This window comes from Alistipes sp. D31t1_170403_E11 (assembly GCF_015553985.1).
GTDB classification, from domain to species: Bacteria; Bacteroidota; Bacteroidia; order Bacteroidales; family Rikenellaceae; genus Alistipes; species Alistipes montrealensis.
Window position 1 is genome coordinate 636,284 of sequence record NZ_JADNHQ010000003.1, and the last position, 23,885, is coordinate 660,168.

Annotated in this window: 19 protein-coding genes; 9 read left to right on the forward strand and 10 right to left on the reverse strand. The window is 58.2% G+C overall.

The window, feature by feature from the left end; translation table 11 throughout:
• Nucleotides 1-72: 72 nt before the first annotated feature.
• From I2E69_RS09085 to I2E69_RS09100, 4 genes are read right to left on the reverse strand one after another with little or no spacing between them, the layout of a single operon-like run.
• Nucleotides 73-2,103: a DUF5125 domain-containing protein gene (locus I2E69_RS09085; protein WP_195460879.1), complete on the reverse strand. Its 2,031-nt coding sequence runs from the start codon at nucleotides 2,101-2,103 to the stop codon at nucleotides 73-75.
• 19 nt (nucleotides 2,104-2,122) lie between these two features.
• Nucleotides 2,123-3,628, reverse strand: a complete 1,506-nt coding sequence (locus I2E69_RS09090; RefSeq protein WP_195460880.1) for a glycoside hydrolase family 30 protein — start codon at nucleotides 3,626-3,628, stop codon at nucleotides 2,123-2,125.
• 21 nt (nucleotides 3,629-3,649) lie between these two features.
• Complete coding sequence (locus I2E69_RS09095) at nucleotides 3,650-5,194, reverse strand: RagB/SusD family nutrient uptake outer membrane protein (RefSeq protein WP_195460881.1); 1,545 nt, start codon at nucleotides 5,192-5,194, stop codon at nucleotides 3,650-3,652.
• Nucleotides 5,195-5,215: 21 nt separating this feature from the next.
• Nucleotides 5,216-8,248: a SusC/RagA family TonB-linked outer membrane protein gene (locus tag I2E69_RS09100; RefSeq protein ID WP_229095432.1), complete on the reverse strand. Its 3,033-nt coding sequence runs from the start codon at nucleotides 8,246-8,248 to the stop codon at nucleotides 5,216-5,218.
• Nucleotides 8,249-8,665: 417 nt separating this feature from the next.
• Here I2E69_RS09100 and I2E69_RS09105 point away from each other — a divergent pair, with 417 nt between their 5' ends.
• Entirely contained in the window at nucleotides 8,666-10,327 is a 1,662-nt protein-coding gene (locus tag I2E69_RS09105; RefSeq protein ID WP_195460882.1) for a DUF6377 domain-containing protein, read from the forward strand.
• 229 nt (nucleotides 10,328-10,556) lie between these two features.
• Here the strand turns inward: I2E69_RS09105 and secG are convergent, their stop codons facing one another.
• The 5 genes from secG to I2E69_RS09130 are packed head-to-tail and all read right to left on the reverse strand — an operon-like array spanning nucleotide 10,557 to nucleotide 13,886.
• Nucleotides 10,557-10,925, reverse strand: a complete 369-nt coding sequence (gene secG / locus I2E69_RS09110) for a preprotein translocase subunit SecG (protein ID WP_195460883.1) — start codon at nucleotides 10,923-10,925, stop codon at nucleotides 10,557-10,559.
• A gap of 5 nt (nucleotides 10,926-10,930) precedes the next feature.
• Entirely contained in the window at nucleotides 10,931-11,425 is a 495-nt protein-coding gene (locus tag I2E69_RS09115) for a hypothetical protein (protein ID WP_195460884.1), read from the reverse strand.
• A 13-nt stretch (nucleotides 11,426-11,438) separates the two neighbouring features.
• Nucleotides 11,439-11,948 carry an LptE family protein gene (locus tag I2E69_RS09120; RefSeq protein ID WP_195460885.1) on the reverse strand — a complete coding sequence of 170 codons (510 nt, stop codon included), beginning with the start codon at nucleotides 11,946-11,948 and terminating at the stop codon, nucleotides 11,439-11,441.
• Nucleotides 11,949-11,951: 3 nt separating this feature from the next.
• Entirely contained in the window at nucleotides 11,952-13,178 is a 1,227-nt protein-coding gene (locus tag I2E69_RS09125) for a sigma-54 interaction domain-containing protein (RefSeq protein ID WP_195460886.1), read from the reverse strand.
• Nucleotides 13,179-13,886 (reverse strand): hypothetical protein, encoded by a 708-nt coding sequence (locus I2E69_RS09130; RefSeq protein WP_288237884.1) that lies wholly within the window; start codon nucleotides 13,884-13,886, stop codon nucleotides 13,179-13,181. It lies immediately after the preceding gene.
• Nucleotides 13,887-14,105: 219 nt separating this feature from the next.
• Here I2E69_RS09130 and I2E69_RS09135 point away from each other — a divergent pair, with 219 nt between their 5' ends.
• Together I2E69_RS09135 and I2E69_RS09140 are read left to right on the forward strand one after the other, a co-directional pair.
• Nucleotides 14,106-15,500: an arginine decarboxylase gene (locus I2E69_RS09135; protein ID WP_195460887.1), complete on the forward strand. Its 1,395-nt coding sequence runs from the start codon at nucleotides 14,106-14,108 to the stop codon at nucleotides 15,498-15,500.
• Between the two features lie 256 nt (nucleotides 15,501-15,756).
• On the forward strand, nucleotides 15,757-17,190 hold the full coding sequence (locus tag I2E69_RS09140) for an acyloxyacyl hydrolase (protein WP_195460888.1): 1,434 nt from the start codon (nucleotides 15,757-15,759) through the stop codon (nucleotides 17,188-17,190).
• 55 nt (nucleotides 17,191-17,245) lie between these two features.
• Here the strand turns inward: I2E69_RS09140 and I2E69_RS09145 are convergent, their stop codons facing one another.
• Nucleotides 17,246-18,289 carry a linear amide C-N hydrolase gene (locus I2E69_RS09145; protein WP_195460889.1) on the reverse strand — a complete coding sequence of 348 codons (1,044 nt, stop codon included), beginning with the start codon at nucleotides 18,287-18,289 and terminating at the stop codon, nucleotides 17,246-17,248.
• 125 nt (nucleotides 18,290-18,414) lie between these two features.
• On the opposite strand from I2E69_RS09145, the gene I2E69_RS09150 reads away from it, so the two are divergent.
• The 6 genes from I2E69_RS09150 (at nucleotide 18,415) to I2E69_RS09180 (ending at nucleotide 23,822) form a co-directional block, all read left to right on the forward strand.
• Nucleotides 18,415-19,170: an endonuclease/exonuclease/phosphatase family protein gene (locus tag I2E69_RS09150; protein WP_195460890.1), complete on the forward strand. Its 756-nt coding sequence runs from the start codon at nucleotides 18,415-18,417 to the stop codon at nucleotides 19,168-19,170.
• A gap of 520 nt (nucleotides 19,171-19,690) precedes the next feature.
• Nucleotides 19,691-20,320, forward strand: coding sequence for a hypothetical protein (locus tag I2E69_RS09160; protein ID WP_195460892.1), 630 nt, complete (start codon nucleotides 19,691-19,693; stop codon nucleotides 20,318-20,320).
• Entirely contained in the window at nucleotides 20,317-20,631 is a 315-nt protein-coding gene (locus I2E69_RS09165) for a winged helix-turn-helix domain-containing protein (RefSeq protein ID WP_288237890.1), read from the forward strand. The genes I2E69_RS09160 and I2E69_RS09165 overlap by 4 nt, the downstream gene beginning before the upstream one ends.
• 62 nt (nucleotides 20,632-20,693) lie before the next feature.
• On the forward strand, nucleotides 20,694-22,058 hold the full coding sequence (gene creD / locus I2E69_RS09170) for a cell envelope integrity protein CreD (protein WP_195460893.1): 1,365 nt from the start codon (nucleotides 20,694-20,696) through the stop codon (nucleotides 22,056-22,058).
• 61 nt (nucleotides 22,059-22,119) lie between these two features.
• A complete protein-coding gene (gene yihA, locus I2E69_RS09175; RefSeq protein ID WP_195460894.1) occupies nucleotides 22,120-22,716 on the forward strand; it encodes a ribosome biogenesis GTP-binding protein YihA/YsxC in 597 nt (198 codons plus the stop codon).
• A 164-nt stretch (nucleotides 22,717-22,880) separates the two neighbouring features.
• Nucleotides 22,881-23,822 (forward strand): ribose-phosphate diphosphokinase, encoded by a 942-nt coding sequence (locus I2E69_RS09180; RefSeq protein ID WP_195460895.1) that lies wholly within the window; start codon nucleotides 22,881-22,883, stop codon nucleotides 23,820-23,822.
• Nucleotides 23,823-23,885 lie beyond the last annotated feature (63 nt).

A 23,885-nucleotide genomic window follows, 5' to 3' on the forward strand; every position in this document is an offset into this window, starting at 1 on the left:
GAAAAAGATTATGTGTTTGCAAACGGAGTGCGCAGTCGAGAGGCTGCGCACTCCGTGATGCAAAATTAGTAATTATTTCTTAACCATCGACAGAACGGGCTTGTCATTTCCGGCCGTCACGTCGAGCGTCAGGCAGTAGGTCGCACCCTCGTCGAGCGTAACTCCCGAAGCGATCTCGATATTTCCGTCCCCGGCGATCGACAGGAAAGCCTCCGTGCCCGGCGCCAGCGAGAACGTACCCAAGCCGTCCCAGCCGCGGTTCTTGAAGAACTTGCCGCTCCAGCCGCTTACGCGGAAGCGCTGACCGAGGGTCGTACTGCCCTCCAGTCCTGCCTGCGCCGTCATCTTATAGATACCGGGTGCGGATTCGGGCACGCAAACACCCTTCTCCGTAGTCCAGCCGGGCTGGTCGGCCGCCGCGGGCGAACCGATGCCGTAACCGATGAAATAGACCGCTCCGTGGCCGTCGTCGCCCAACGTGGCAAGCCCCGAGCCGTCGGCTTTGAGCACCAGTGCGTCGATCACCTTGGTCGCAAGATTGGCCGTGATACGGTACTTGCCTGCGACGGGAACCAGTTTGACGCTCGTCGCGGAAACCGCTTCGAAGAAATCGGGATTGATCCACGCCGGGGTGAAAGCGTCGCCGCCGCCCAGCGTCAGCGTCTGGCCCTGCGTCAGGTCGAGTTCCAGTTGGTAGTTATCCACATCGATCTGGGTCATCTGCGTCCCGTTGACGGTGATGTCGGCAGGCGGAAGCTGCTGCTCACCCACCTTCTCGACGGTCAGCACAGCAGCCGTATTGCCGCCCGTAACGTCCACCGTGAAGCGGTAGATGCCGCCCAGGTCGAGCGTCTTGCCTTCGACAAGGCCCAGGTTGCCCGAATCGTTGATTTTCACGATGTCGCTCGCGGTCGTAATGTCCTTGCCGCCGAACTCGCCGCCCCAGGTCTTCTGGTGGAAGAACTTGAAGTCGAACGACGAAGCGTTGATCGAGATGCCCGCGACGAGCGTCAACTGGTACTTCTTGTCGGCGACGCGCGCCAGACACATGCCGCCGTCCTCAGGACTCCAGCCATACGCATTTTTCAGCGTCGGTTTGCCGACCTCCGTACCTCCGATGGCCCAGATAGCCCCCGAGCCGTCGTCGTTGAGCGTAGCGAGTTCGGTTGCCGACTTCATGGCCTCGATCTTCAGGTAGCTGTGCTTGAAGTTGGCCGTCACCTTGTACATGCCCGTCATCGGCAGGAAGCTCAGTTCTTCGGGGTTCGAAGCGTTCTTGCGCTCGAAGAAGTCGAGGTCGACGTTCCAGTCGGCGAAATCCGCAACACCCGTCAGCGTGTAGGCCTGGTTCTGCGTCAGCGTGGTAACGATGTAATAATTGTCGTTATCGAGCATCGTCATCTCCGTGCCGTCGAAGAGCAGTTTGATAAAGGGCGAGCCTTCGAAGGTCTTCAGGTTGAAGGTGATCGTAAACTCCCCGGCGTTGGAATTGGCGTAAGGAATCGGGTCGGTCGAGTCTGCCACGATGCCGGCGGTCTCCGTATCGTAACCGAAAGTCACCACCGAACCCGCGTCGTCGAGTTCCGGCGTCGAAATATAACCCTGCGGCTTCTGCGGGAAATCGTCCGTCACGGCGTACTCGTAGTCGTTGCCCGTAGGCTCCATGCGGTACTCCACGTCGTTGAGTACGAAATTCAGGTAAGCGGGTTTGGGACGCGACACGGCGAGCGGGCGCTCGACGGTCGTCTGTCCGAAGCGGATGTTCTGACCCACGAGGCGCAGCGTGGCCTCGCCGTCGGGAATATTCTTATAGAAGGGAAGCGTCACGGCTCCTTTATAGGTTCCGTCGGTCTTGGTGCGGATCACCTCCTCGGCGACCATTTCGTCGTCGAAGAAAATCTGCGCCTTGAGCGTCGAAAGCGGATAACGGTCGGTCATCGCCACCTCGAAGTCGACCTTGCCGCCGTAGACGCCCGACGCATCGACCGAAACGACGGTCATCTCGGGACCGATGTCGGTGGTTTGCAGTTCGGGATCGTCCTTGCACGCCGTCGTGCTGGCCGCAACGAGCAGCGACAAGGCAATGTATTTCAGCGTTTTCATGTTCTGCGAATTTTAAAGGTTAGTTTTCGGCCCCTGCTCCCCAGCGGAACGAGGCGATCGACTTGGCCGGGATGGTGTATTTGAACGAGCGGTCGGCGGTTTCGTATACGGCGACGGTCTGCTCGGCCGTGCCCTTGTTGAGCGCGATGAAAGCCTTCGAGCCGTCGGGATTGCTGAATGCCAGGTAGCTCAGTCCCGAAGCCGCATAGCCCGATGCACCGATACGTACGGCCCCCGGCTGAATGACTTTGGCGCATTGCGCCAGGTCGTAGTAGTGGCTGTTGTACTTGAGCGTCTTGTAGTCCGACGAGCTGATCTCGATAGCGCCGTAGCAGGTCGTGCAGCCTCCGGGGCGGTTGGGCGCGCCCTTGTCGTCGAGCATCAGGTTCCACAGCAGCACGCCCTTGCCCATGCGGCTCAGCGTCCCCATGAAGATCGACTCGAAATCGTCGATCACGCAGCTTTCGAAATTGTAGTTCCACGTGCCGATCGAAGCCTCGGTGAAGTAAATCGTCTTGTCGGGAGCCGCCCGCAGGATGTTGTCCAGTTCGGAGACGCTGCCGCCATAGTTGTGCCATGCCGAACCGTCGATCCACTGTGAAGCATCGCCGTCGGCGTAGATGTTGAGCGGATAGTTCTCCTGACCCGAAACGCCGTCGTAGTTGTAGTTGTGGTCGTAGCAAAGTATCTTGGTTCCGATGCCTGCCTTTTGGAATGCGGGGCCGAGCTTCCTGACGAAATCCCGCTGGTCTTCCCACGGCATGTAGAGCGACATCGAGTTGCCCTTGTTCAGCGGTTCGTTCTGCATCGTGACGGCGTAGATCGGGAAGCCGTTTTCTTCCATCTCGGTCACCCACTGCACGAAGTACTCGGCATAGTCGTCGTAATAGGCGGGATTCAGGCGGCCGCTGGTCCACGCGTTGTAGGGCTTCGAAGGATCGGTGAGCGTGCCTTTCATCCACCGGGGACACGACCAGGGCGAACCCATGATCTTAACGTCGGGGTTGATGGCCAGAATCTCTTTCAGGACGGGGAAGATACCCTCCTTCTCAACGGCGGGAATGGCGAAGAACTCGATGCCTTCCTGGTCGCAGCAGGTGTATTCACCCATCGAGAAGTCCGAGCCGCCGATATGTACGCGGATGAAACTGAATCCGGCGCCGGTCTCGGGATCGAAGCATTTTTTGAGAATCGCCGTGCGGTCGGCCTGCGACATCTTCATCAGGTTGTAGCACGTGGCGCCGGTGATGGCCGGACCGAACCCGTCGACGGTCTGGTAGGTCGTCGAAGGATCGAGCGTCACCCGGTAGGGCGACATCGAGACCTTCGAATAGTCGAGCCTCTCCTCCGTGAAAAGGCGGTTGCCGTTGGCCGAGGTGACATAGGAATAAACGTCGGACCCAGCCGGCACGGGATCGGGTCCCGGCGTAGGGTCGTCGCCGTTTCCGCTGGAGCAGCAGACCGCTCCGGCAAGCAACAGCGAACAGGTCAGCAGGCGCAGGTTGTTATTGATCGTGAATTTCATGGTTGAATCGTATTTTTAAGGTTAATAGCCCAGGTTTTGCTCGATGTTGGTATTGTCCTCCAACACCGAAGTCGGAACCGGCATCAGCACGCGGTTGTCGTTCATCGCACGGCGGGACTGGAAATAAGAGTCATAGGAAGCGGAACCCTTGATGTTGACGCCGTCGCAGATTTCGAACAACTTCGAATAATTGTCGCCGTAGCGCATCAGGTCGAACCAGCGGAAGCCCTCCATGGCCAGCTCCAGGCGGCGTTCGTGCAGCACGGCTGCGCGCATCAGGTCGGCCGAAGCGCGCTGCGACGCGGTCAGTTTGTCGATACCGGCGCGGTCGCGGATCTCATCCACGATGTCGGCGGCGCCGCCCGGATCGTCCGTGTTGGCCAGCGCTTCGGCGTGCAGCAGTTTGATCTCGGCCAGACGCATCACATAAACCGGCGTCACGTTGGTCGGGAATTTGTGCATGAAGGCATACGCATCGCTGGGATACCGGTACGACCAGCCGCATTCGTCGTAGATGACCGAAGCGTCCTTGCGCTCGGTGTCGCCCTCGGCATCGTAGGCCTTCGTCAGGTTACGCGACGGCGTACTCCACTTGCCCCACGAGAAACTGTCGCTCGGAACGTAGGCGTTGCGGTGGAACATCATCCACATCCACGAACCCGAAGTCTGGCTGGTCCACTGCACTTCGAAAATCGACTCGCGGGTGTTTATGGCCGCCATACCCGTATCGCCGGTGGTGTAGGCCCACAGGTCGCCGTACTTGTCGCAGAGGCTGTACCCCATGCCCTCGACCGCCTGGCAGGCCGTGATCACCTTCGACCAGTCGCGGAACTCGCGCATGGAGTAGAAGCGGGCCATCAGGCCGTAGGCGAAGCCCTTGGTAATCCTGAATTTGTTCGAGGCGTCCATGTCCGGGGCATACTTGCAGGCATACTCCTCGATGTCCTTGACGATCTGCTCGCCGACAGTCTCTTTCGACACGCGTGCAGGAAAATAGAGCGGATAGACCTCCTCGATGTTCCCGGCGTTGATGGCGGGCGGAATCTCGGTCAGCATCGGAATTTCGCCGAAGAGCTGCATCATGTTCATCCAGATATAAGCGCGCCAGCAGAGCGCTTCGGAGAGCCACTCCTGGTACTCCTTCTCGGTGAGCGACGGATCGTTCTCCTTCACCACGTCGATGTTGCAGATAACCTGGTTGGCATAGTCCACGGCATTCATCGAATAGTTCCACAGGTTCGAGGCGAATTCGTTGTCGCTGTCGATCAGGTTCTGTTCGATCGTCATGGTCTTGGCTTCGTTCGCCGCTCCGTAAGCATTGTCGGCACGGCTTTCGGCCAACGTGATCAGCTGATACCAGTAGGTCTGAAGGTCGCCCTTCATGTAGTTGTACATGGCCGTAAGCTGGCCTTCGAGCAGTTCGCGGGTGTTGATGGCCGTCTCGGCATCACCCGTACCGGACGTATTGTTCTCGGCATACATCGTATCGGGGAATTTCTCAAGGCTGCACGACGTGGTGGCAACCCCCAGCGAGAGACCCGCGACAATTAAAAATATCTTTTTCATAATCGGTTCTGTTTTCTGTGGTTAGAAAGTGAGGTTCAGGCCCACGACGACCGTGCGCACGTTGGGATAGGTTCCCCAGTCGATGCCCATCTGCGTCGCGCTTTCCGACTGGCTTACCTCGGGGTCGTAACCCGAGTAGCCGGTCCAGGTAATGAAGTTCTGGAGCGAAATGTAGGGCTGGATACGCGTGATATTGATGCGCTTGAGCTTGGGCGAGGTGATGTCGTAGGACAGGGTGATGTTCTTCACCTTGAGATAGGAGCCGTCCTCGACCCAGTAGGTCGAGTTCTTCACGTTCCACGAAGGGTTGTTCGAGCGGAACACGTCGGTCTGCTGTCCCGGAATACGCCAGCGGCGCAGCACGGTGGTCGTCTGGTTGTTGCCCGAAGCCATGCCCTCGGTCTCGATGCGCGAGGCATTGAAGATGTCGTTGCCATAGGAACCCGTGATCAGGATGTTCAGGTTGATGCCCTTCCACGAGAAGTTGTTGGTCATGCCGAACGTGAACTTGGGATTGGCGTTGCCGATCCAGGTCTTGTCGAGCGGCGTAATCTCGCCGTCGCCGTTGCGGTCCTCGTAAACGAGGTCGCCCGTTTCGGGATCGACGCCCTTGGAGACGTAGCCCCAGAACTTCGAAAGCGACTGGCCCGGCGTCATGCGCACGACATTGTCGTTGGTGGCGTCGGAGGTCGTAGCGTAGTAGTAAACCTGCTTCAGTCCGAGTTTTTCGAGTTTGTTGCGGTTGACCGAAACGTTCAGGTCGGTCGACCAGTTGAAATCCTTCTTGGCGATGTTGACCGACGAAAGCGTGATCTCGAAACCCTGGTTCGACATCTCGCCGTCGTTGCGCATGATGTTCGGATAGGGCGACGGCAGGGGCACGCTCATCAGCATATCCTTGGTATACTTGTAATAATAGTCGAGCGAAAGGCTCAGCCGGTTATTCAGCAGGGCGAAATCGACGCCGATGTTCGTCTGCGAAGAGGTCTCCCACGTAAGGTCCTCGTTTTTGATGTTGCTGCGTCCGCCGACGGTCGGCACGGCCTGGGCGTTCTCGGTCAGCGTCCAGTCGTAGTAGTTGGTTCCGTACTGCTGCATCCAGCCGTACTCCGTAAGGCCTGCCTGGTTACCCGTCTGGCCCCAGCCGGCGCGCAGTTTCAGGTCGTTGATCCAGCTTACGTCGCGCAGGAACTTCTCGCCCGAAATGCGCCATGCGGCCGAGAACGAGGGGAAATAACCCCAGCGGTGGCCGGGAGCCAGTTTCGAGGAACCGTCCGCACGGAAGTTGGCCGTCACGAGGTACTTGCTGTCGTAGTTGTACGACACACGGGCCAGGTACGACATGATCGACCACTCCGACTTGCCGTAGCCCTGGCCGCGGACGCCGCCGTTGTTACCGCCGTTCAGGTTGGGAATGGCGTTGTTGTTGGTCGACGAGAAATAGGTGCGCGAACCGCTCAACTGCTCCCACACCGAAGTCGTGGCCGACGTACCGGCCATCACTTCGAGGTTGTGGCGGTCGAAGGTCTTGTTCCAGGTGAGAATGTTGTCGTAGATCATGCGCATGTCATCGGAACGGGTATCCGAAGCCGTGCCGTGCAGCGTGCGGCCGTAGGTCGTACGGATCGGGTCGAGGAACGACGACGAGTGCACCCAGCGGCGGTCCATCGAGACCGTCGATTTGAAGGTCAGGTTCTTGGCCAGGTAGAACGTCAGGCCGCCGGAGAGCAGCAAGCGGTCGGTGACATCCTGGTTATAGTCCGTACGGGCCATATTTTCGAGCGGCGAAGTGAGGTTGGCGCCGTAAAAATTGTTGTAGTACTGCTGGGGATTCTCGGAGTCCCAGATCGGCGCATAGGTCGGCGTGGTGATGGCCGAAACCACGACGCCTGCGCGGTTGGCGCCCTGCCCCGAGATGATCGAACCCTTGGAAGTGTAGTGCGAAAAGGTCGTCGAAGCGTTGGCCGAAATCCATTTGAATATCTTCTTCTCGAAGCTGGCTTTCACGTTGTAACGCTCCGAAGAGGTGGTGTTGATAATACCCGTTTCGTTGGTGTAGCCACCGCCCAGGTAGTAGGACGAATTTTCATCGCCGTTGGAGATCGAGAACTGGTAGTTCTGGTTGACACCCGTCGAGTAGGTCTCGTCGAACCAGTCGGTCACGTCGGCCAGCGTGGCCGGAAGTCCCGCCACGGCGCCATTCTCCTCCATCAGGTCGCGGTACTGCCGGGCGTTGAGCACGTCGTAGCTCTTGGTCACCTTCGATACGCCGACGAAGGTCGAGAACGAAATCTCGGGGCCTTTTTTCCGGCTGCCCTGCTTGGTGGTGATGAGCACTACGCCGTTGGCGGCACGTGAACCGTAGATGGCGGCCGACGAGGCGTCCTTGAGCACCTGCATCGACTCGATCTCGTTGGGAGAGAGGTAGGCGATGGCGTAGTTGCCTTCGCCTACGGGAACGCCGTCGACCACATAGAGCGGGTCGTTGCTCGACGTGATGGACGAAGCGCCGCGGACGCGGACTACCATGCCCTGGCCGGGCGCACCGTTGGGCTGGATGACCTGCACGCCGGCCGCTTTGCCCTGGAGGGCTCCCGAAGCCGAGGTGATCGGACGCCGCGCGAGGTCGTCGGTCTTAACGATCGACACGGCCGTCGTAAGGTCCTTCTGCTTGACCGTACCGTAACCGATGGCTACCACGGCATCGAGCGCCACGGCATCCTCAGCGAGTTTTACGTCGATCTTCGTGCGGCCGCCGACGGGAATCGTCTGCGAAACGAATCCGAGCGACTGGAAAACCAGGCTAGCAGAATTCCCCCCCCCTCTGAGTTTCAGGGTATAAGAGCCGTCCACGCCCGTCGTAGTTCCGTTCGTAGTTCCCTGCTCGATGATCGTGGCTCCGATAACAGGCTGTCCCGACTGGTCGGTGACGGTTCCCGTTACTGTAAGTTGCTGCGCGACGGCAGCCGGTGCGAAGGCGGTCAGCATCGCCGCCAGCACCAGCATCCATCCGATCCGGCAGCCCGCTTGCAGTTTCATGCAAAAATGTGCCATAGGAATTTAAAGGTTTTAAGTTATAAGTTAATATAAATAGGTAAGGCGCGGTTCTTAAAATATTAGCGTTTAATCGCCTTGTTTCCGCTTAAATAAAATTAACCAACCTGAATGACATGAAAAAAAATTAAACAGGAAATTGTAGATCGAAAACCCATTCATCAAAATATAATTTACTAATAATCAGCATATTAATTATTTTACGATTGTAAAAAAAAGTAGACGGATCGGAATCCTTGCGAACCGATCCAATCGCCGGAAAAGTCTTATAAACCATTTTAACCCTGCAAAATCGGCCCGTTCGACGGCAAAACCGGACGACCATCCCGGATCCGAATCCGGGTTTTGAGGACATCCGTTGATTTTCCGGAGATTATTGTTATCTTTGTTTAGATCAAACTTGAGAACCGTCCGCACATGAGAAACCTACTGCTTACCGTACTGCTGCTCGCCGCAACGCTGCCTGCCACAGCCCAGGACGACCTGAAAAGCGTGCTCTCGCAACTCGACGCCACCCTCTCGCACCGCGACTCCTACATCGCCAGCCGCGAACAACGGATCGAATCGCTGAAAACCATCCTCAAAAAATCCGATTTCTCGGACGCCCAGCGTTATATGCTCAACCAACAACTGATCGACGAATACACCCCCTACCAGGCCGATTCGACGATCGACTACCTCTACCGCAACATCGAACTGGCAAAGCGCATGCATGACACGGGACACCTCAACGAGAGCCGCATCCAACTCGCCTACCTGTACAGTTCGGCGGGCATCTACCTCGAAGCGGCGAACATGCTGCAACAGATCGACACCACGACGCTCGACCGCAAACAACTGGTCGATTACTACGTAGCCCGGCACAAACTCAACGACGAACTACAACTCTACTCCCACGATTCGATGCAGGGACACGAGTCGTGGCGGCTCACGGTGGCCTACGCGCAGTTGATCGTGGACAACACCGATCCCACGTCGGTCACACACCTCAATTTCCGGCTCCGGCAGGCGATCGGCGATCGCAACTATCCGCAGGCCGTCGAGATTTCCGAGCAGTTGTGCAACACCATCCAGCCCCTTACGCGCGACTACGCCGAAGCATCGTACATGCGGGCCCTCGTCGCCGACCTGATGGGAGACACACCCACGGCACAGGTGTGGTTCACCCGTTCGGCGATGACCGACATTCAACTGGCGATACGCGACAACGCCGCGCTGAAAAGCCTTGCCAACACGCTTCTCGACGACGACAACATCCAGCGCGCCATGCGTTACATGCGCATCGTGATGGACGATGCGCGGTTCTTCAACTCACGCCTGCGCCCTTGGCAGGATGCGCTGGCGCTCCACGTCATCGAAGAGGCCTACCGGGTCCGGCGGCAGCGGATGGATACCATGTACAACATTTTCGTCGTGTCGATCGCCTGTTTCATGCTGCTGGCCCTGGGCGGCGTGATTTTCGTCCTGCGCCAGAACCGCAAACTCAGCCTCGCCCGGCTCGAATTGCAGCAGGCCAACAACCGTCTCAACATCTCGAACAACGACCTCAAACACATCAACACCCGGCTCGCCGGGCTCAACAACCAAATTTCCGAAGCCAACGAAGTGAAGGAGGAATACATCGGCATTTTCCTGACGATGTGTTCGGAATACATCGACAAGATCATCGACTCGCGGCGGCACGTACGCCGCCTGCTGCGCGACGGACGCATCGACGAACTGCGGAAAGAGTACTCCCCGACCGACGGCGACAGCCGTGAACTGGAGGAATTTTACCGCAACTTCGACACCACGTTCCTACAACTCTACCCCACCTTTATCGAGGATTTCAACTCCCTGCTGGACAAAGAAGCGCGCATCGAGCCGAAAAAGGGCGAACTGCTGACAACCGAACTGCGCATCTTCGCGCTGATCCGGCTGGGTATCAACGATTCGTCGAAGATCGCCGCCCTGCTGCGTTACTCCGTGAGCACGATTTACAACTACCGATCGAAGATCAAGGGACACACGCTCGTCTCGCGCGACGATTTCGAGGAACGCATCAAAACCATCGGGGCATTCAGTCCCCAGCACCTCTGATCACTCACCGGAAACATAAAAAGCCATGGATTGTCCATCCATGGCTTTTTATTTAAAGGTCGCTCCGTTGCGAAAATCGGTCCGGCAGAAAAACCGCCGCGGATGAAAGTCACGACAACTCCGCAGCGGGAAGCTCCTTCGGTCCCGAAGCATTCGGTCCGGCAGAAAAAAAAGACCGCGGAAAAACCGCGGTCTTCTATGATGGGGTCTGCTTTGCCGCCCCGGGGAACTACTGAGCCTGCTCCTGCTGCTCGGTCTGTCCGGCAGCGGGGATCTCAGCCTGCGGCATCGTAGCGGGAACCTCGCTCTCGAGCACACGCTCCTGAAGCGCCTTGGCATCCTTCGAAATCTCCGAATTGCTCTCGGCAACCAGGCCGCGGTCCATAGCCAGCGTAGCAGCGAGGCTCAGCACCACGATGGCGATAGCCATCGCCCAGGTGAATTTCTCCAGGAAGTTCGTAGTTTCGCGCACACCCATTACCTGGTTCGACGCGCCGAAATTGGCGGCCATGCCGCTCTTGGGGTTCTGCACCAATACCGCCAGGATTACCAGTACGCTCGCAACGAGTATCAGGGCAATGCAAATCGTGTATAACATATTACTTAAATTTTAATATTGTTTTCTATTTTGCCAATAAGTTCGGCAAAGTAAACACTTTTTTCGGGATTTCGCAAACTTAATTTGCGATAAATCGCTACGGACTTGTCACGAAGGCCCTGAGCGAGATAGATTTCGGCAAGTTCCTCGGTAACAACCTCGTCGTCGTCATCCAGTTGGGCCTGCATCACGATCTCCTCCTCGGGTTCGCCGTCACCGGCGACGATGCGCAGGTCTTCCTCCTGCAGGAAACGGTCGATGATCTCGTCCGAGGTCGGCCGTCTGAGCACCGAGGCATCGACGGCAGGCCTGCGCAGCGAACTTTCGGCACGCCACGGAGCCATCAGCGCGACCCGCGGATCGGATTCGCCCGTAAGCCCTTCGCGCAGGATACGCGCCGGGAGAAACCACGGGAAGCGCGCCACAAGGGCGTCTGCCTCCGCAACAGAGGGCGCTTCCACCGTAGCAGGCGCCGCAAAGCAGTTTTTCAGGTCAGCCATCTTGCATCGGGGATTACCAGTTGGAGGCCGCGGCCTGGAAGATGTCGGTCACGATCTTGTCGACGATCTGCGGAATCAGTTCGCCCTCGACCTCCGTGAGCAGTTTGGTCGAATCGTAGTCCTCATAAGCCGTGAAGGTGCGGTTGAACGACATCTTCTCGTCCAGCGCATTCGTGAAGCGCACCTTGACGGTGATCGTCAGGCGGTTCAGCAGGGCGTAGTCGTCGCTCGACACCGAAGTCGTCGTCGAAGTGTAGTTGACGATCTCGCCTTCGAAAGCGAAGTCGCCGCCCTCGTCGACCTGCATCAGGCGCGTGCGGCGCGTGAACATGTCGACCAGCGCCTCGGTGAGCGTAGAACTCAGGATCGGCGTAACCATGGTGGCGTTGTTGGGGAAGTAGGCCACCGAGAAGGTCTTGGCGTCGGGCGGAATCGAAGCGCCCGACAGCGAATATTTGACGGTCACGCCGCAACCCGCCACAAACGCGACGCAAAGCGCCAGTATGATAATTCTGATCTTCATAAGCTAATTTTCCTCTATACCTAACTCTTTTATTTTGCGGTATAGTGTACGTTCCGACATAAATAGTTCGGCGGCAGCCTCCCGGCGGCGGCCGTTGTTACGGCGCAGGGCGCGGATAATCTGTTCGCGCTGCATGTCGGCCTTGGTCATCTCCCGCGGCGGCTCGTCGGTAACTTCCTCGCTCTCGGCATAAACCGGGGCCGAAGACTGCGAGTAGTCCGCAACGGCCGGGACATAGCTGCTCTGCGCCGTAGTCGGCAGCAGGCCCTTGATGTCGCGGACCGGCTCGGCGCAGGCCACGCCGCCCTTCAACAATTCGGAAATCATCCGCTTGAGGTCGTTGATGTCGGCCCGCATGTCGAAAAGCACCTTGTAGAGCAGTTCACGCTCGGTCGACATCGTGTCGTCCATACGCACCGACCCGGCAGGCATCGGAGCGCCTCCGCCCTGCGGGGGCAGGTATTTCGCCAATACCTCGGGGGTGATCACCCGGGTTTGTTCGATAGCCGAAATCTGTTCGGCAACGTTCTTCAACTGGCGGATATTCCCCCGCCAATAGTAATTTTTCAGCATTTCACGGGCCGCATCGTCGAGCGTCACGGCGGGCATGCGGTACTGCACGGCCACGTCGGCGGCGAACTTGCGGAACAGCAGCGGAATATCCTCCGGACGTTCGCGCAGCGAGGGGACCGTGATGGGGACCGTCCCCAGGCGGTAGTAGAGGTCCTCGCGGAAACGGCCCTGGACAATAGCCTCCTGCAGGTTCATATTCGTGGCGGCGACCACGCGGACATTGGTCTTCTGCACCTTTGACGAACCGACGCGGATGTATTCGCCCATCTGGAGCACGCGCAGCAGGCGCGCCTGGGTCGAATGCGGCAGCTCGGCCACCTCGTCCAGGAAAATCGTGCCCCCGTCGGCCTCCTCGAAATAACCTTTGCGAGCTTCCACAGCGCCGGTAAAGGCGCCCTTCTCGTGGCCGAACAACTCGGAGTCGATCGTACCCTCGGGAATCGCCGCACAGTTTACGGCAATATATTTATTGTGCTTGCGCGCGGAGTAGGCGTGGATCACCTGCGGGAAAAACTCTTTACCTACGCCGCTTTCGCCCGTGACGAGCACCGTCAGGTCGGTCGGAGCCACACGCAGGGCCACCTCCAGCGCCCTGTCCAGAAGCGGGGAGTTGCCGATAATGCCGAAGCGCTGTTTTACGGTGGTGATCTCTGTCATTTATTCGGGTTGTTCGGGTTGGGATACAGCGACCGGGGTTTCTGCGGCCGCCTGAGGCTGTTCGATATATTCCGCATCGGCCTGCTTTTCCCGGGCGTCGCGCCAGAGGCCGAAAGCGATAGCCGCCACGGCCAGCACTGCGGCGATCACGGCGATCCAGATAAAACGGTCGGCGCGGCGGCGCGGCGCACGGTCGACATAACGATAGGCATCGGTGCTCTTCGGCGGTTTGCCGTAGCGCAGGCCGCGTACCGAAGGATCGGGATTCATCTTCGCCGAGGTCGACACGCGCGGTTCGGCAAACGCCGTCTTCACGGCTTCGGCCACCTTCTCGGGCTGCAACGACGAACGCTTCGCACCGGCAGGTTCGTCCTCCGCAGCGGGCTCAGCCTCGGGCTGCGGCTCGTAGGCGAAGGCGATGGTGGCGTTAGGACCGGGTTTCATCACCCCGAATCCCTCCAGCCGGAACTCTGCGCCGTGTTCAACGGCATGGCGGATCTCGAAGACGAAGCGGTCGATTTCACCCGCAGCCTCCAGTTCGCCCATCCCTTCGGCGCGGAGAAGCCCTCTCAGCACACCATCGTCGCGTTTGAGCAGTTCCGAGAAGACAACGCTCCGGCCCGGCTCCTTGACGATGAACGTTCCGAGTTGGGGTACGACAAGCCGCTTATTCGACTTCAGATATTGTATGAGAGTATCTATCAGCACGGTTGAAAATCCTTTTAATCCGGGTTCAAAATTACCCTTTTTCAAAGAAAAAAGCAATAATAAAGGGGGCTTTTTCAAAATAATCGAACAAAGTGTTGGTTATCCGGAAAATATTCATCTACTTTGCATCCCGAAATTTTTAAAAATCCGGGCGAGCTACTTTCGCCCGAAAATTGCAAAGTAACCGAGCCGGATTGTAAAAACTTTACCGAACGAACCATGAAAGACAAGTACATCGACCTGATCGAACAATCGTTCGATTTCCCGCAGGATGAGTTCACCGTCGAGGACAACGAGCTGAATTTCCACGACATTCCGCTGATGGAACTGATCAAACAGTACGGAACCCCGCTCAAAATTACCTACCTGCCGAAGATCTCCCAGCAGATCAACCGCGCCAAGCGCATGTTCAACGTGGCGATGGCAAAGGTCGATTACAAGGGTTCGTACAACTATTGCTACTGCACCAAGTCGAGCCATTTCTCGTTCGTACTGGAGGAGGCCATGAAGAACGACATCCACCTGGAAACCTCGTCGGCCTACGACATCCACATCATCAACGCGCTCTACGAAAGCGGCATCATCGACAAGGACCGTTACATCATTTGCAACGGCTTCAAACGGCCGCAGTATGTCGAGAACATCGCCCAACTGGTGAACGACGGCTTCTCCAACACGATTCCCGTGCTGGACAACAAGGAGGAACTGGAGCTGTTCGAGGATTCGTTCACCAAGAAGTGCAAGGTCGGCATCCGCATCGCCTGCGAAGAGGAACCCAAGTTCGATTTCTACACCTCGCGGCTGGGAATCCGCTACAACGACATCGTCGATTTCTACAAGGCCAAACTCAAAAACAGCAAGAAGTTCCAGCTCAAGATGCTGCACTTCTTCATCAATACCGGCATCAAGGACACGGCCTATTACTGGAACGAGTTGTCGAAGTGCCTGAACGTCTACTGCGAACTCAAAGCCATCTGCCCCGAGTTGGACAGCCTCAACATCGGCGGCGGTTTCCCGATCAAGAACACGCTCAACTTCGAATACGACTACGAGTACCTCACCGAGGAGATCATCAGCCAGATCAAGAACATCTGCGAGCGCAACGGCGTCGAGGAGCCCAACATCTTCACCGAATTCGGTTCGTTCACCGTCGGCGAAAGCGGCGCAACGCTCTACTCGATCGTCAACCAGAAGCAGCAGAACGACCGTGAAAACTGGTATATGATCGACTCGTCGTTCATCACTACCCTGCCCGATACATGGGGCATCAACCAACGCTACATCATGCTGGCCGTGAACAACTGGGACAAGGAGTACCAGCGCGTGCTGCTCGGCGGACTGACCTGCGACAGCGAAGATTTCTACAACTCGGAGTGTCACACCAGCGCCATTTTCCTCCCGAAGCTCGAGGCGGGCAACACGCAGTACATCGGATTCTTCCACACGGGAGCCTACCAGGAGTCGCTCGGCGGCTTCGGCGGCATCCAGCACTGCCTGATTCCCGCGCCCAAGCACGTGATTATCGACCGCGACAAGTCGGACAACGAGTATTACACGCGCCTGTTCGCCAAGGAGCAGTCCTACCGCTCGATGCTACGAATACTCGGCTACTAAATAGACCGCAGTACGAAGCGCGTGTAATACACCGGGCAGACAATCCTCCCAAGTCCTCCTTCTCAAAGGAGGGCTTTCGCGGGCGGCCTGTTTACCAAGGAACAGTCCTGCCGCCCGATGCTACGAATATCCAAATCTCCAAAAAGCCCTCGCCGACACATCGGCGGCGGGCTATTTTTATTATTTATAAGTCCTCAATAGATTACTTTAAGGAAAATTTCGTAACTTCGGCGGCAAAATGTGAATTCGAGCCTCAATGGAAAATAAAATACGGATATGGAAAGCGGCAATTCTTGCAGGAGGCCTGTTTTTCCTTTCCGCCAAAGCCGGTGCAGAAGAACTGCCGTCCGGAACTGCCCATAACGACCAAACGACCGCCAGTGCGTCCGGAGCGAAACCGGACAGCATCGTCTACCGCGACAACTTCCGCAACGACGACTACCTGAGGGGATACAAGGCGGGTTACCGAGCCGGGGTCCAGGACGGACAGCAACGGCGCAACTTCCGCCCGGAACGCCGCTACGCCGATGGAGCGATCGTCCGCAGCCTCGACACGACCGCCTCCGGGCGCCGTTTCATGCACCGCCTCAGCGCGGAATTCCGCCCCGAACACATCTTCCCGACCAACCCCTTCGTCGAAGGCGAGAACCGGGCGGGACAGCCCATCGACCTCTCGCTCTCGGGACACCTGCGCTATTCGTTCCAGTTCCGCCCCGGATCGCTTCCCGACCAAATTTACGGCGGGGCCTACCAGGGCATCGGCGCGGCTTACTACGACTTTGGAAATCCCGACGAGCTGGGCAGCCCGATCGCCGTCTACCTCTTCCAGGGAGCGCGCATTGCACGGATCAGCCCGCGGCTGTCGTTCAACTACGAGTGGAATTTCGGTCTTTCGTTCGGCTGGAAGCCTTACGACGACATCGAAAACTCCTTCAACAAGATGATGGGATCGAAGATGAACGCCTACCTCAACGCAGACTTCTTCTTCGACTGGCGGGTGACGCGCGAAGTGGATTTCACGGCGGGCCTGAGCCTCACGCACTTTTCCAACGGCAACACCAAATTCCCCAATGCGGGGCTCAACGCCATCGGACTGCGGGCGGGCCTGAGTTACAATTTCGGCCGGAAATCGGCCGAGATGGCCCCGCGCATCCTAAGCCCGGCATTCCCGCGCCATTTCAGCTACGACCTCACGCTGTTCGGCTCGTGGCGTCGCAAAGGAATCGAGGTCGGCGACAAGCAGTACGCCGCGCCGGACGCCTACACGGTCCTGGGATTCAACTTCGCCTCGATGTATAATTTCGGCTACAAGTTCCGCGCAGGCGTATCGCTCGACGGCGTATACGACGGCAGTGCCAACCTGGTCATGGCCGACCAGATCGTGCCGATGGGCGGCAGCGCGGACCTTGAAGTGGAGAAACCCGGCATCGACAAACAGATGGCGCTCGGCGTTTCGGCCCGTGCGGAGTTCGTAATGCCCTATTTCAACATCGGCGTAGGCCTGGGAACCAACTTCCTGCACAAGGGCGGCGACCTGAAAGCCTTCTACCAGATGCTGACGCTGAAAATCGCCGTGACGCGCAGTTCCTACGTCCACATCGGTTACAGTCTCCGCGACTTCCACATGCCCAACTTCCTGATGCTGGGCGTCGGTTACCGCTTCAACAACAAATATCCGCGACACCGCTGACACGAAAAATCCCCGGCCGACTGGCCGGGGATTTTTTCATTCCTGCGCCGGGGCGTTACACCCCGAACAGGAAGACGAAGGGTTTGGCGCTCTTGCGGAATTTCGCCGTAACGTCGCCCGTGCAGGCCGGGGCTCCGACGAGCGTGAGGGTCCGCTCGCCGCTGCCTTTCGAGAAGTCGATCGCCGCGAGGTCAACCCAGAAAGTCTCCATAGCCAGCGTCGGCTCGAAATAATAGACCCTATTCTTCTGGTCGCAGACCGTGCGCCAGCGTGTCGAAGAGATGTGCGGCTTATCGGGTGTGGAGATGCCGTAGGGAACCGAGACATTGCGCATGACCGACATTACGGCCGGCACGGCGATCTTCGGATCGGCAGTCTGCACAACGGCGTTGATGTAGAACGACGCGCGCACGAAACGGTCCGGGGCGCGGTTGGTTCCGGGCAGCATCGTAAGTCCTCCGATCTGCTGCCAGTAGCCGAGGATGGCCAACTGGTCGTCGTAGAAAGGCGAATTGGTCATCACCTGGTACTGCCGCCCGTGGTGAACTTCCAGCCGTCCGTCGCGGTACTCGAAGATCGCACTGTCGCCCGAGGCGTCGGAGATGGCCAGGTGCAGGCGCGACTGGACGCCGTTGGGCAGGTCGGGGGCGTCGATACGGAACTTTTCCTTCGACAGTTCGGCCACCGCCTCGTCCACCGTCGCGAAATTGTCGAGCACATACTGCGTCCAGATACTCAGGCCCATGACGGGGCGCGTATCGCCTGAACGGTCGTAGACCGACTCGGGCAGGAACAGCAGGTTGGCGACCAGCCCGGCTTCGTTCATGCCGTCGGTAATGCCGATATCGTAGCCGGCAGCCGAGAGCGTACCGTATTTCGAAGTCCAGAAAACGGTGTTGTCCGTATTCGCCCCGCGGCGCTCCGTCCCGCGCGGGAAAATGTAGAGGTTGGTGAGCGGGTCCTCGCGCCAGTCCATGGTGCGGCCCGTAACGGTCATGCCGTCGGGCCCGAGGTAAACGGCGCGGGTGCAGGCATCGGCCTGCGGAGCAAAGACGGCCAGCGCACCGGCGCACAGCATCGTCAAAGAATGGATTTTCATAGACAGAAACATTTTAATATTAAACGTATCGCTTCAAATTGAGTGCAAAACCTCGGTTTCCGGAAGAAAAAATTTGGCGTTTCATCCAGTTTGCCCTACCTTTACGGAAAACTACATTTTCCGAGATGAAATCATTGCTGCGTATTCTTTTGCCGGTCGCCTGCTGCGGCCTGCTGCTGGGCGCCTGCGCACAGCGTCCGACGACCCTGAAATTCATGAGTTACAACATCCGCAACGGCCGCGGCATCGACAATGTCCAGGACCTCGGGCGCGTGGCGGAGGTCATCAACCGTACGGCTCCCGACATCGTGGCCCTGCAGGAGGTGGACAGCGTGACCGGGCGCATGTCCGGGCGCTTCATCCCCGCCGAGTTGGGCGAAATGACGGGCATGCACGCCCGGTTCTGCCGCGCCATCGACTACGACGGAGGCGCCTACGGCATCGGCCTGCTGTCACGCAGCGAACCGCTCGCCATGCGCCGCATTCCGCTTCCGGGACGCGAGGAGGCCCGGGTACTGCTCGTCGCCGAGTTCCCCGATTACGTGGTCTGCGTCACCCACCTCTCGCTCACGCGCGAAGACCAGCTCGCTTCGCTGCCGATCATCCGCACGGTCACCGACACCTGCCGCAAACCGGTACTGCTGGCCGGAGATTTCAACATGAAGGTCGCCCGAACCGTACTCGACGGACTGGGCGGCGAATTCCGGCCCCTTTCGGACACCACACAGATGACCTTCCCGTCGGACAAACCCTCCATCCGCATCGACTACATCCTCGGCCGCGGACTGCCCGTATCGGCTGTCGTCACCGAACCGACCGTGGATCACACGACTACGGCTTCGGACCACTGTCCGCTGTGGGTAACGCTCACGTGGGAATAAGAACCGCATCGGCCTGCTTTCTACAAATATAGGCAAAAAAGCATGACTTTCAAAATGCGCTGCCGGGATGCGGCGGACGGGGATTTCGCAACGGCCTGCCGTTTCCCGCGAACTCCCCGCAAACTCTTCTTCATGCACCCCCAGGGCGATTTTCCACTTTGTGCCGCCCGTCCTCCGGCTCCCTGACAACCAATCCTCCGACCGCCGTTCCCGGCCTTCGAATACCGCCGCAATCTTTTCGGCCCGATTTCTACCATAGATCCCGGCTCCCCCGACCAACCATCCTCGAATCCGGCCCCCGTCGGCCTTCCCGGCCAATAACCGTCTTCCTGACTCCGCTCCCGGCCTAATCGCCCCGACAACCCGGCCTCTGACCATCGACCGCCGACAGGCCGAATCCAACCCAGTCAGCCGCCCCGCCTCTTGTCCTCCGCCGACAGTCCCCTCCCACAAAAAAACACCGGAAAATTTGCAATTCCGGATTTTAGCCTTAACTTTGCATCACAAAGTACTTTTTACTATGCAGCAGAAAGAAGGCAACGAGGTCTATTCGACCCTGACAGAGATACGAACGCTGATGAACCGTTCGTCGCGTTTCCTCAACGTGAGCGCCTATGCCCCGATCGTCGTCGGGATACTGGCGCTGGCGGCCGTGTGGGCCGTCAACCGGGCTTTCAGCGGCGGATGGGACATCGCCCCGATGCTGACGGTCAACACCTATGCGCGCATCTATGCCCTGCTGGGCGCAGCCGTCCTGCTGATCGTCCTCTGCCTGGCGACCGCCGTCGGGCTGAGCTACTACGAAGCACACCGCAACGGCTCGAAAATCACGATCGACGCCACGGCGCGCCGCCTGTTGTGGAACTTTTTCCTGCCGCTGATCGTCGGCGGCATCTTCAGCCTAGCGCTCTTCGTCAACGGCTATTACGGGCTGACCTCCTCGATCATGCTGATATTCTACGGCATGGCGCTTATCTCCGCCTCCAACCACACGTTCAGTTCGATCCGCTACCTGGGTTATGCGGAACTCGCACTGGGACTCGTCGACAGTTTCTACCAGGGTTACGCCCTCGTTTTCTGGGCGGCCGGGTTCGGCGCGCTGAACATCCTTTACGGAGTCGTTTTCCTCGCAACAAAGAACAAGCGGTGAACCTGAACCTCGAAAATATCGACAAGACGCTGGAAAGCAAGGTCCGGCTGGGCATCATGGCCGTGCTGATGGTCAACGACAGCATGGACTTCAAATCGCTGCGTTCACTGCTCAACCTGACCGACGGAAACCTGGTGACCCATACGCGGACACTGGAAAACGCCGGCTACATCACTTCGTCGAAGCAGTTCATCGGACGCATGCCCAACACCACCTACCGGGCCACGGACCAGGGACGCGAAGCGTTCCGGCGCCATTTGCAGGCCCTCGAATCATTTATCGACGCCACTTCACGGCCGGCCGGAAAGTGACCGTCTTTTTTTTCGCCAATTCACTTTGCAATTAAAAGTACTTTTTAAAAATCAAAACAATTATGGAAACCACTCCCGAAATCACCCCGACTCCGCAGGTTGCGGCCCCCGAACCCGAAAAGAAAGCGAAAGCGAACCCGCTGACCCTGAAAATCGTCTTTATCGGCATCATCATGCTGATCCTGCTGATCCCGGGCGGCATGATCATGTCGCTGATCGTCGAACGGCGCGAAATGATGGAAAGCGCACAGGAAGAGGTCGCCCGGATGTGGAGCGCCGAACAGCACATCACGGGTCCCGTCGTGACGATCCCCTACGAATACACCGTAACGGACGAATCCGGGAAACGGACGACGGCCCGCAGTTGGCTCACCGTCCTGCCCGAGAAACTCACCGTCGACGGCAACGTCGCCTGCCAGCAGCTCCGGCGGGGACTTTACGACACGAATGTTTACAATTCGGAAATCACCCTCGCGGGAACGTTCGCAAGCCCCGAAGAGCTGCGGACCCTACTGGACAAGGGGGCCCGGATCGACGCCGAAGCAGTAAGCGTCGGCGTCGGAATCTCCGACCTGCGCGGCATCGAAGAGAGCATCGTGATCAACTGGAACGGCAAGGATCACCCCACCGTCACCGCCGCAGACAACGACTGCTTCGAAGTCGGCGTCGCCGCAAAAATCGCCCTGGGCGAATGGATCAGAAAACCGGGCGAGACCATTCCGTTTACACTAAAAATAAAGCTCAAAGGCTCGGTTGCGCTCTATCTCGCGCCCGTCGGCAACCAGAACACGATCCGGCTCGGCTCCGACTGCCCTACCCCGAGTTTTATCGGCAACTTCCTGCCCTCTTCGCGCGAAGTGACCGAAAGTGGGTTCACGGCCGAATGGAAGGTCGTGGCGCAGAACCGCAACTATGCACAGGTGCTCGGAGTCGGCAACCACCAACGCACCATCTCCCGGAGCGAGTTGGGCGTAAACCTGCTCGTGCCCGTCACCCAGTACCAGCAGGCCATGCGTTCGATCAAATACGCCGTGCTGGTGATCCTGCTCACCTTCATCGGGGTACTGTTCGTCGAGATGACCCGCAAGAAAAACATTCACGCCTTCCAGTACCTGCTCGTCGGACTGGCACTCATCCTCTTCTACTCGCTGCTGGTCTCGATCTCCGAGCACCTCAGTTTCGGACTGGCTTACCTGGTCGCCGCGGTGATGACCACCGCCCTGATTACGGCCTACATCTACGGCGCCATCCGCATCCGGGGCACGGCACTCTGCATCGGGGCCCTGCTGGCGATCCTCTACACCTACGTTTACGTGCTGCTGCAACTGGAGACCTATGCTCTGCTGGCCGGAAGCATCGGACTGTTCGTCATCCTGGCCGCCGTCATGCGTTATTCGCTGAAAATGGAGTGGACGGCCGGGAAGTGAAAACCGTGAAAATTTGGTTCGCCGGAGGGATTGCACTATCTTTGCACAAAACCAGAGACCGATGCAGATCACCAAAGCCGAATTCAAATGCTCGTCCGAGCGCATTTCACAGGTTCCGAAAGACGACCTGAAAGACATCGCCTTCATCGGGCGGAGCAACGTCGGCAAATCGTCGCTCATCAACATGCTCACCTCCCGCTCGGGGTTGGCCAAGGTATCGGGAACGCCCGGGAAAACGCGCCTGGTAAACCATTTCCGCATCAACGACACCTGGTATCTGGTCGACCTGCCGGGCTACGGATATGCCCGCACGTCGAAGTCGCAGCGCAGCGAATTTTCGAAGCTGATCACCGACTACGTGCTCAAATGCGAGAAAATGCACTTCCTGTTCGTGCTGGTGGACATCCGCCTCGAACCCCAGAAGATCGACCTGCGGTTCATCGAGATGCTCGGCGAGAACGGTATTCCGTTCGGCATCATCTTTACCAAGGCCGACAAACTCTCGAAAACCCAGTGTGAGAAGAGCATGGAGCGGTTCCGCACCACACTCGCCGAACAATGGGAGGAGCTGCCGCCGATGTTCGTCTCCTCATCGGAGAAGGGCGCCGGACGCGAGGAAATACTCGCATTCATCGGCGAATGCCTCCGGGAAAACTAAGCCGGAGGGGATACGGGTAAAAAGATCCCGGCGCGCCGGCGCAGGACAAAAAAACGCCCGCCGCCTATAAAGTTTAACCGAATGTTGAAAAAACACGTCCTCCGGGGCGTGTTTTTTCGGCGTATTGTCCTATCTTTGCAACGTCAAAAAAATCCTCGAAATCTATGGCTATCCACAAAATCAAAATTTTCACCGGTCGCGATTCGGAGTATCTGGCCAAAAAGATCGCCGCAAGTTTCGGCACGACGCTCGGACAGTCGGAAGTCCTGCGTTTCAGCGACGGCGAGTTCCAGCCCTGTTACAACGAGTCGATCCGTGGCTGCACGGTCTTCATCATCCAATCGACCTTCCCACCCTCGGACACGCTGATGGAACTGCTGATGATGATCGACGCAGCACGCCGCGCTTCGGCCCACCAGGTCGTAGCCGTAATGCCCTACTTCGGCTGGGCGCGCCAGGACCGCAAAGACCGTCCCCGCGTGCCGATCGGCGCCAAACTGGTGGCCAACATGCTGATGGCCGCAGGTGTCGACCGCGTGATGACGATGGACCTGCACGCCGACCAGATTCAGGGATTTTTCGATGTCCCGGTCGACGCCCTCTACGCCAGCGGCATTTTCGTACCCTACATCAAAAGCCTCAACATCGAGGATCTCTCGATCGCAGCGCCCGACATGGGCGGCGCCAAGCGGGCAAACACTTATTCGAAACTGCTCGGCACGCCGATCATCATTTCGCACAAGGAGCGCGCCAAGGCCAACGTCGTGGGTAAAATGACTGCCATCGGCGATGTCGAAGGCCGTAATGTGCTGATCGTCGACGACATGATCGACACCGCCGGCACGATCTGCATGGCAGCCGACATGCTCATGGCCCGCGGAGCGAAGAGCGTTCGCGCCGCCATCACCCACCCCGTGCTTTCCGGCCCGGCCTACGAGCGTATCAACGAGAGCGCCCTCGAAGAGGTGATCGTGACGGACACCATTCCGCTCAACCCCGACAAGGACCTGCACAAATTCACGGTGCTGTCGGTCGCCGACCTCTTTGCCGACGTGATCGAGCGCGTGCACAACTACAAGGAAATCTCTTCGATCTTCTCCAAATAGAAGGACCGATCCGATAAACACACACCCGGGGCCTGACGGCTCCGGGTGTGTTTTGTCAAAGGG

Bases quoted from the DNA above. Each gene is read 5' to 3' on its own strand.
- I2E69_RS09085 (WP_195460879.1), bottom strand. From the start codon at position 2,103: ATGAAAACGCTGAAATACATTGCCTTGTCGCTGCTCGTTGCGGCCAGC.
- I2E69_RS09090 (WP_195460880.1), bottom strand. From the start codon at position 3,628: ATGAAATTCACGATCAATAACAACCTGCGCCTGCTGACCTGTTCGCTG.
- I2E69_RS09095 (WP_195460881.1), bottom strand. From the start codon at position 5,194: ATGAAAAAGATATTTTTAATTGTCGCGGGTCTCTCGCTGGGGGTTGCC.
- I2E69_RS09100 (WP_229095432.1), bottom strand. From the start codon at position 8,248: ATGGCACATTTTTGCATGAAACTGCAAGCGGGCTGCCGGATCGGATGG.
- I2E69_RS09105 (WP_195460882.1), top strand. From the start codon at position 8,666: ATGAGAAACCTACTGCTTACCGTACTGCTGCTCGCCGCAACGCTGCCT.
- secG (WP_195460883.1), bottom strand. From the start codon at position 10,925: ATGTTATACACGATTTGCATTGCCCTGATACTCGTTGCGAGCGTACTG.
- I2E69_RS09115 (WP_195460884.1), bottom strand. From the start codon at position 11,425: ATGGCTGACCTGAAAAACTGCTTTGCGGCGCCTGCTACGGTGGAAGCG.
- I2E69_RS09120 (WP_195460885.1), bottom strand. From the start codon at position 11,948: ATGAAGATCAGAATTATCATACTGGCGCTTTGCGTCGCGTTTGTGGCG.
- I2E69_RS09125 (WP_195460886.1), bottom strand. From the start codon at position 13,178: ATGACAGAGATCACCACCGTAAAACAGCGCTTCGGCATTATCGGCAAC.
- I2E69_RS09135 (WP_195460887.1), top strand. From the start codon at position 14,106: ATGAAAGACAAGTACATCGACCTGATCGAACAATCGTTCGATTTCCCG.
- I2E69_RS09140 (WP_195460888.1), top strand. From the start codon at position 15,757: ATGGAAAATAAAATACGGATATGGAAAGCGGCAATTCTTGCAGGAGGC.
- I2E69_RS09145 (WP_195460889.1), bottom strand. From the start codon at position 18,289: ATGAAAATCCATTCTTTGACGATGCTGTGCGCCGGTGCGCTGGCCGTC.
- I2E69_RS09150 (WP_195460890.1), top strand. From the start codon at position 18,415: ATGAAATCATTGCTGCGTATTCTTTTGCCGGTCGCCTGCTGCGGCCTG.
- I2E69_RS09160 (WP_195460892.1), top strand. From the start codon at position 19,691: ATGCAGCAGAAAGAAGGCAACGAGGTCTATTCGACCCTGACAGAGATA.
- creD (WP_195460893.1), top strand. From the start codon at position 20,694: ATGGAAACCACTCCCGAAATCACCCCGACTCCGCAGGTTGCGGCCCCC.
- yihA (WP_195460894.1), top strand. From the start codon at position 22,120: ATGCAGATCACCAAAGCCGAATTCAAATGCTCGTCCGAGCGCATTTCA.
- I2E69_RS09180 (WP_195460895.1), top strand. From the start codon at position 22,881: ATGGCTATCCACAAAATCAAAATTTTCACCGGTCGCGATTCGGAGTAT.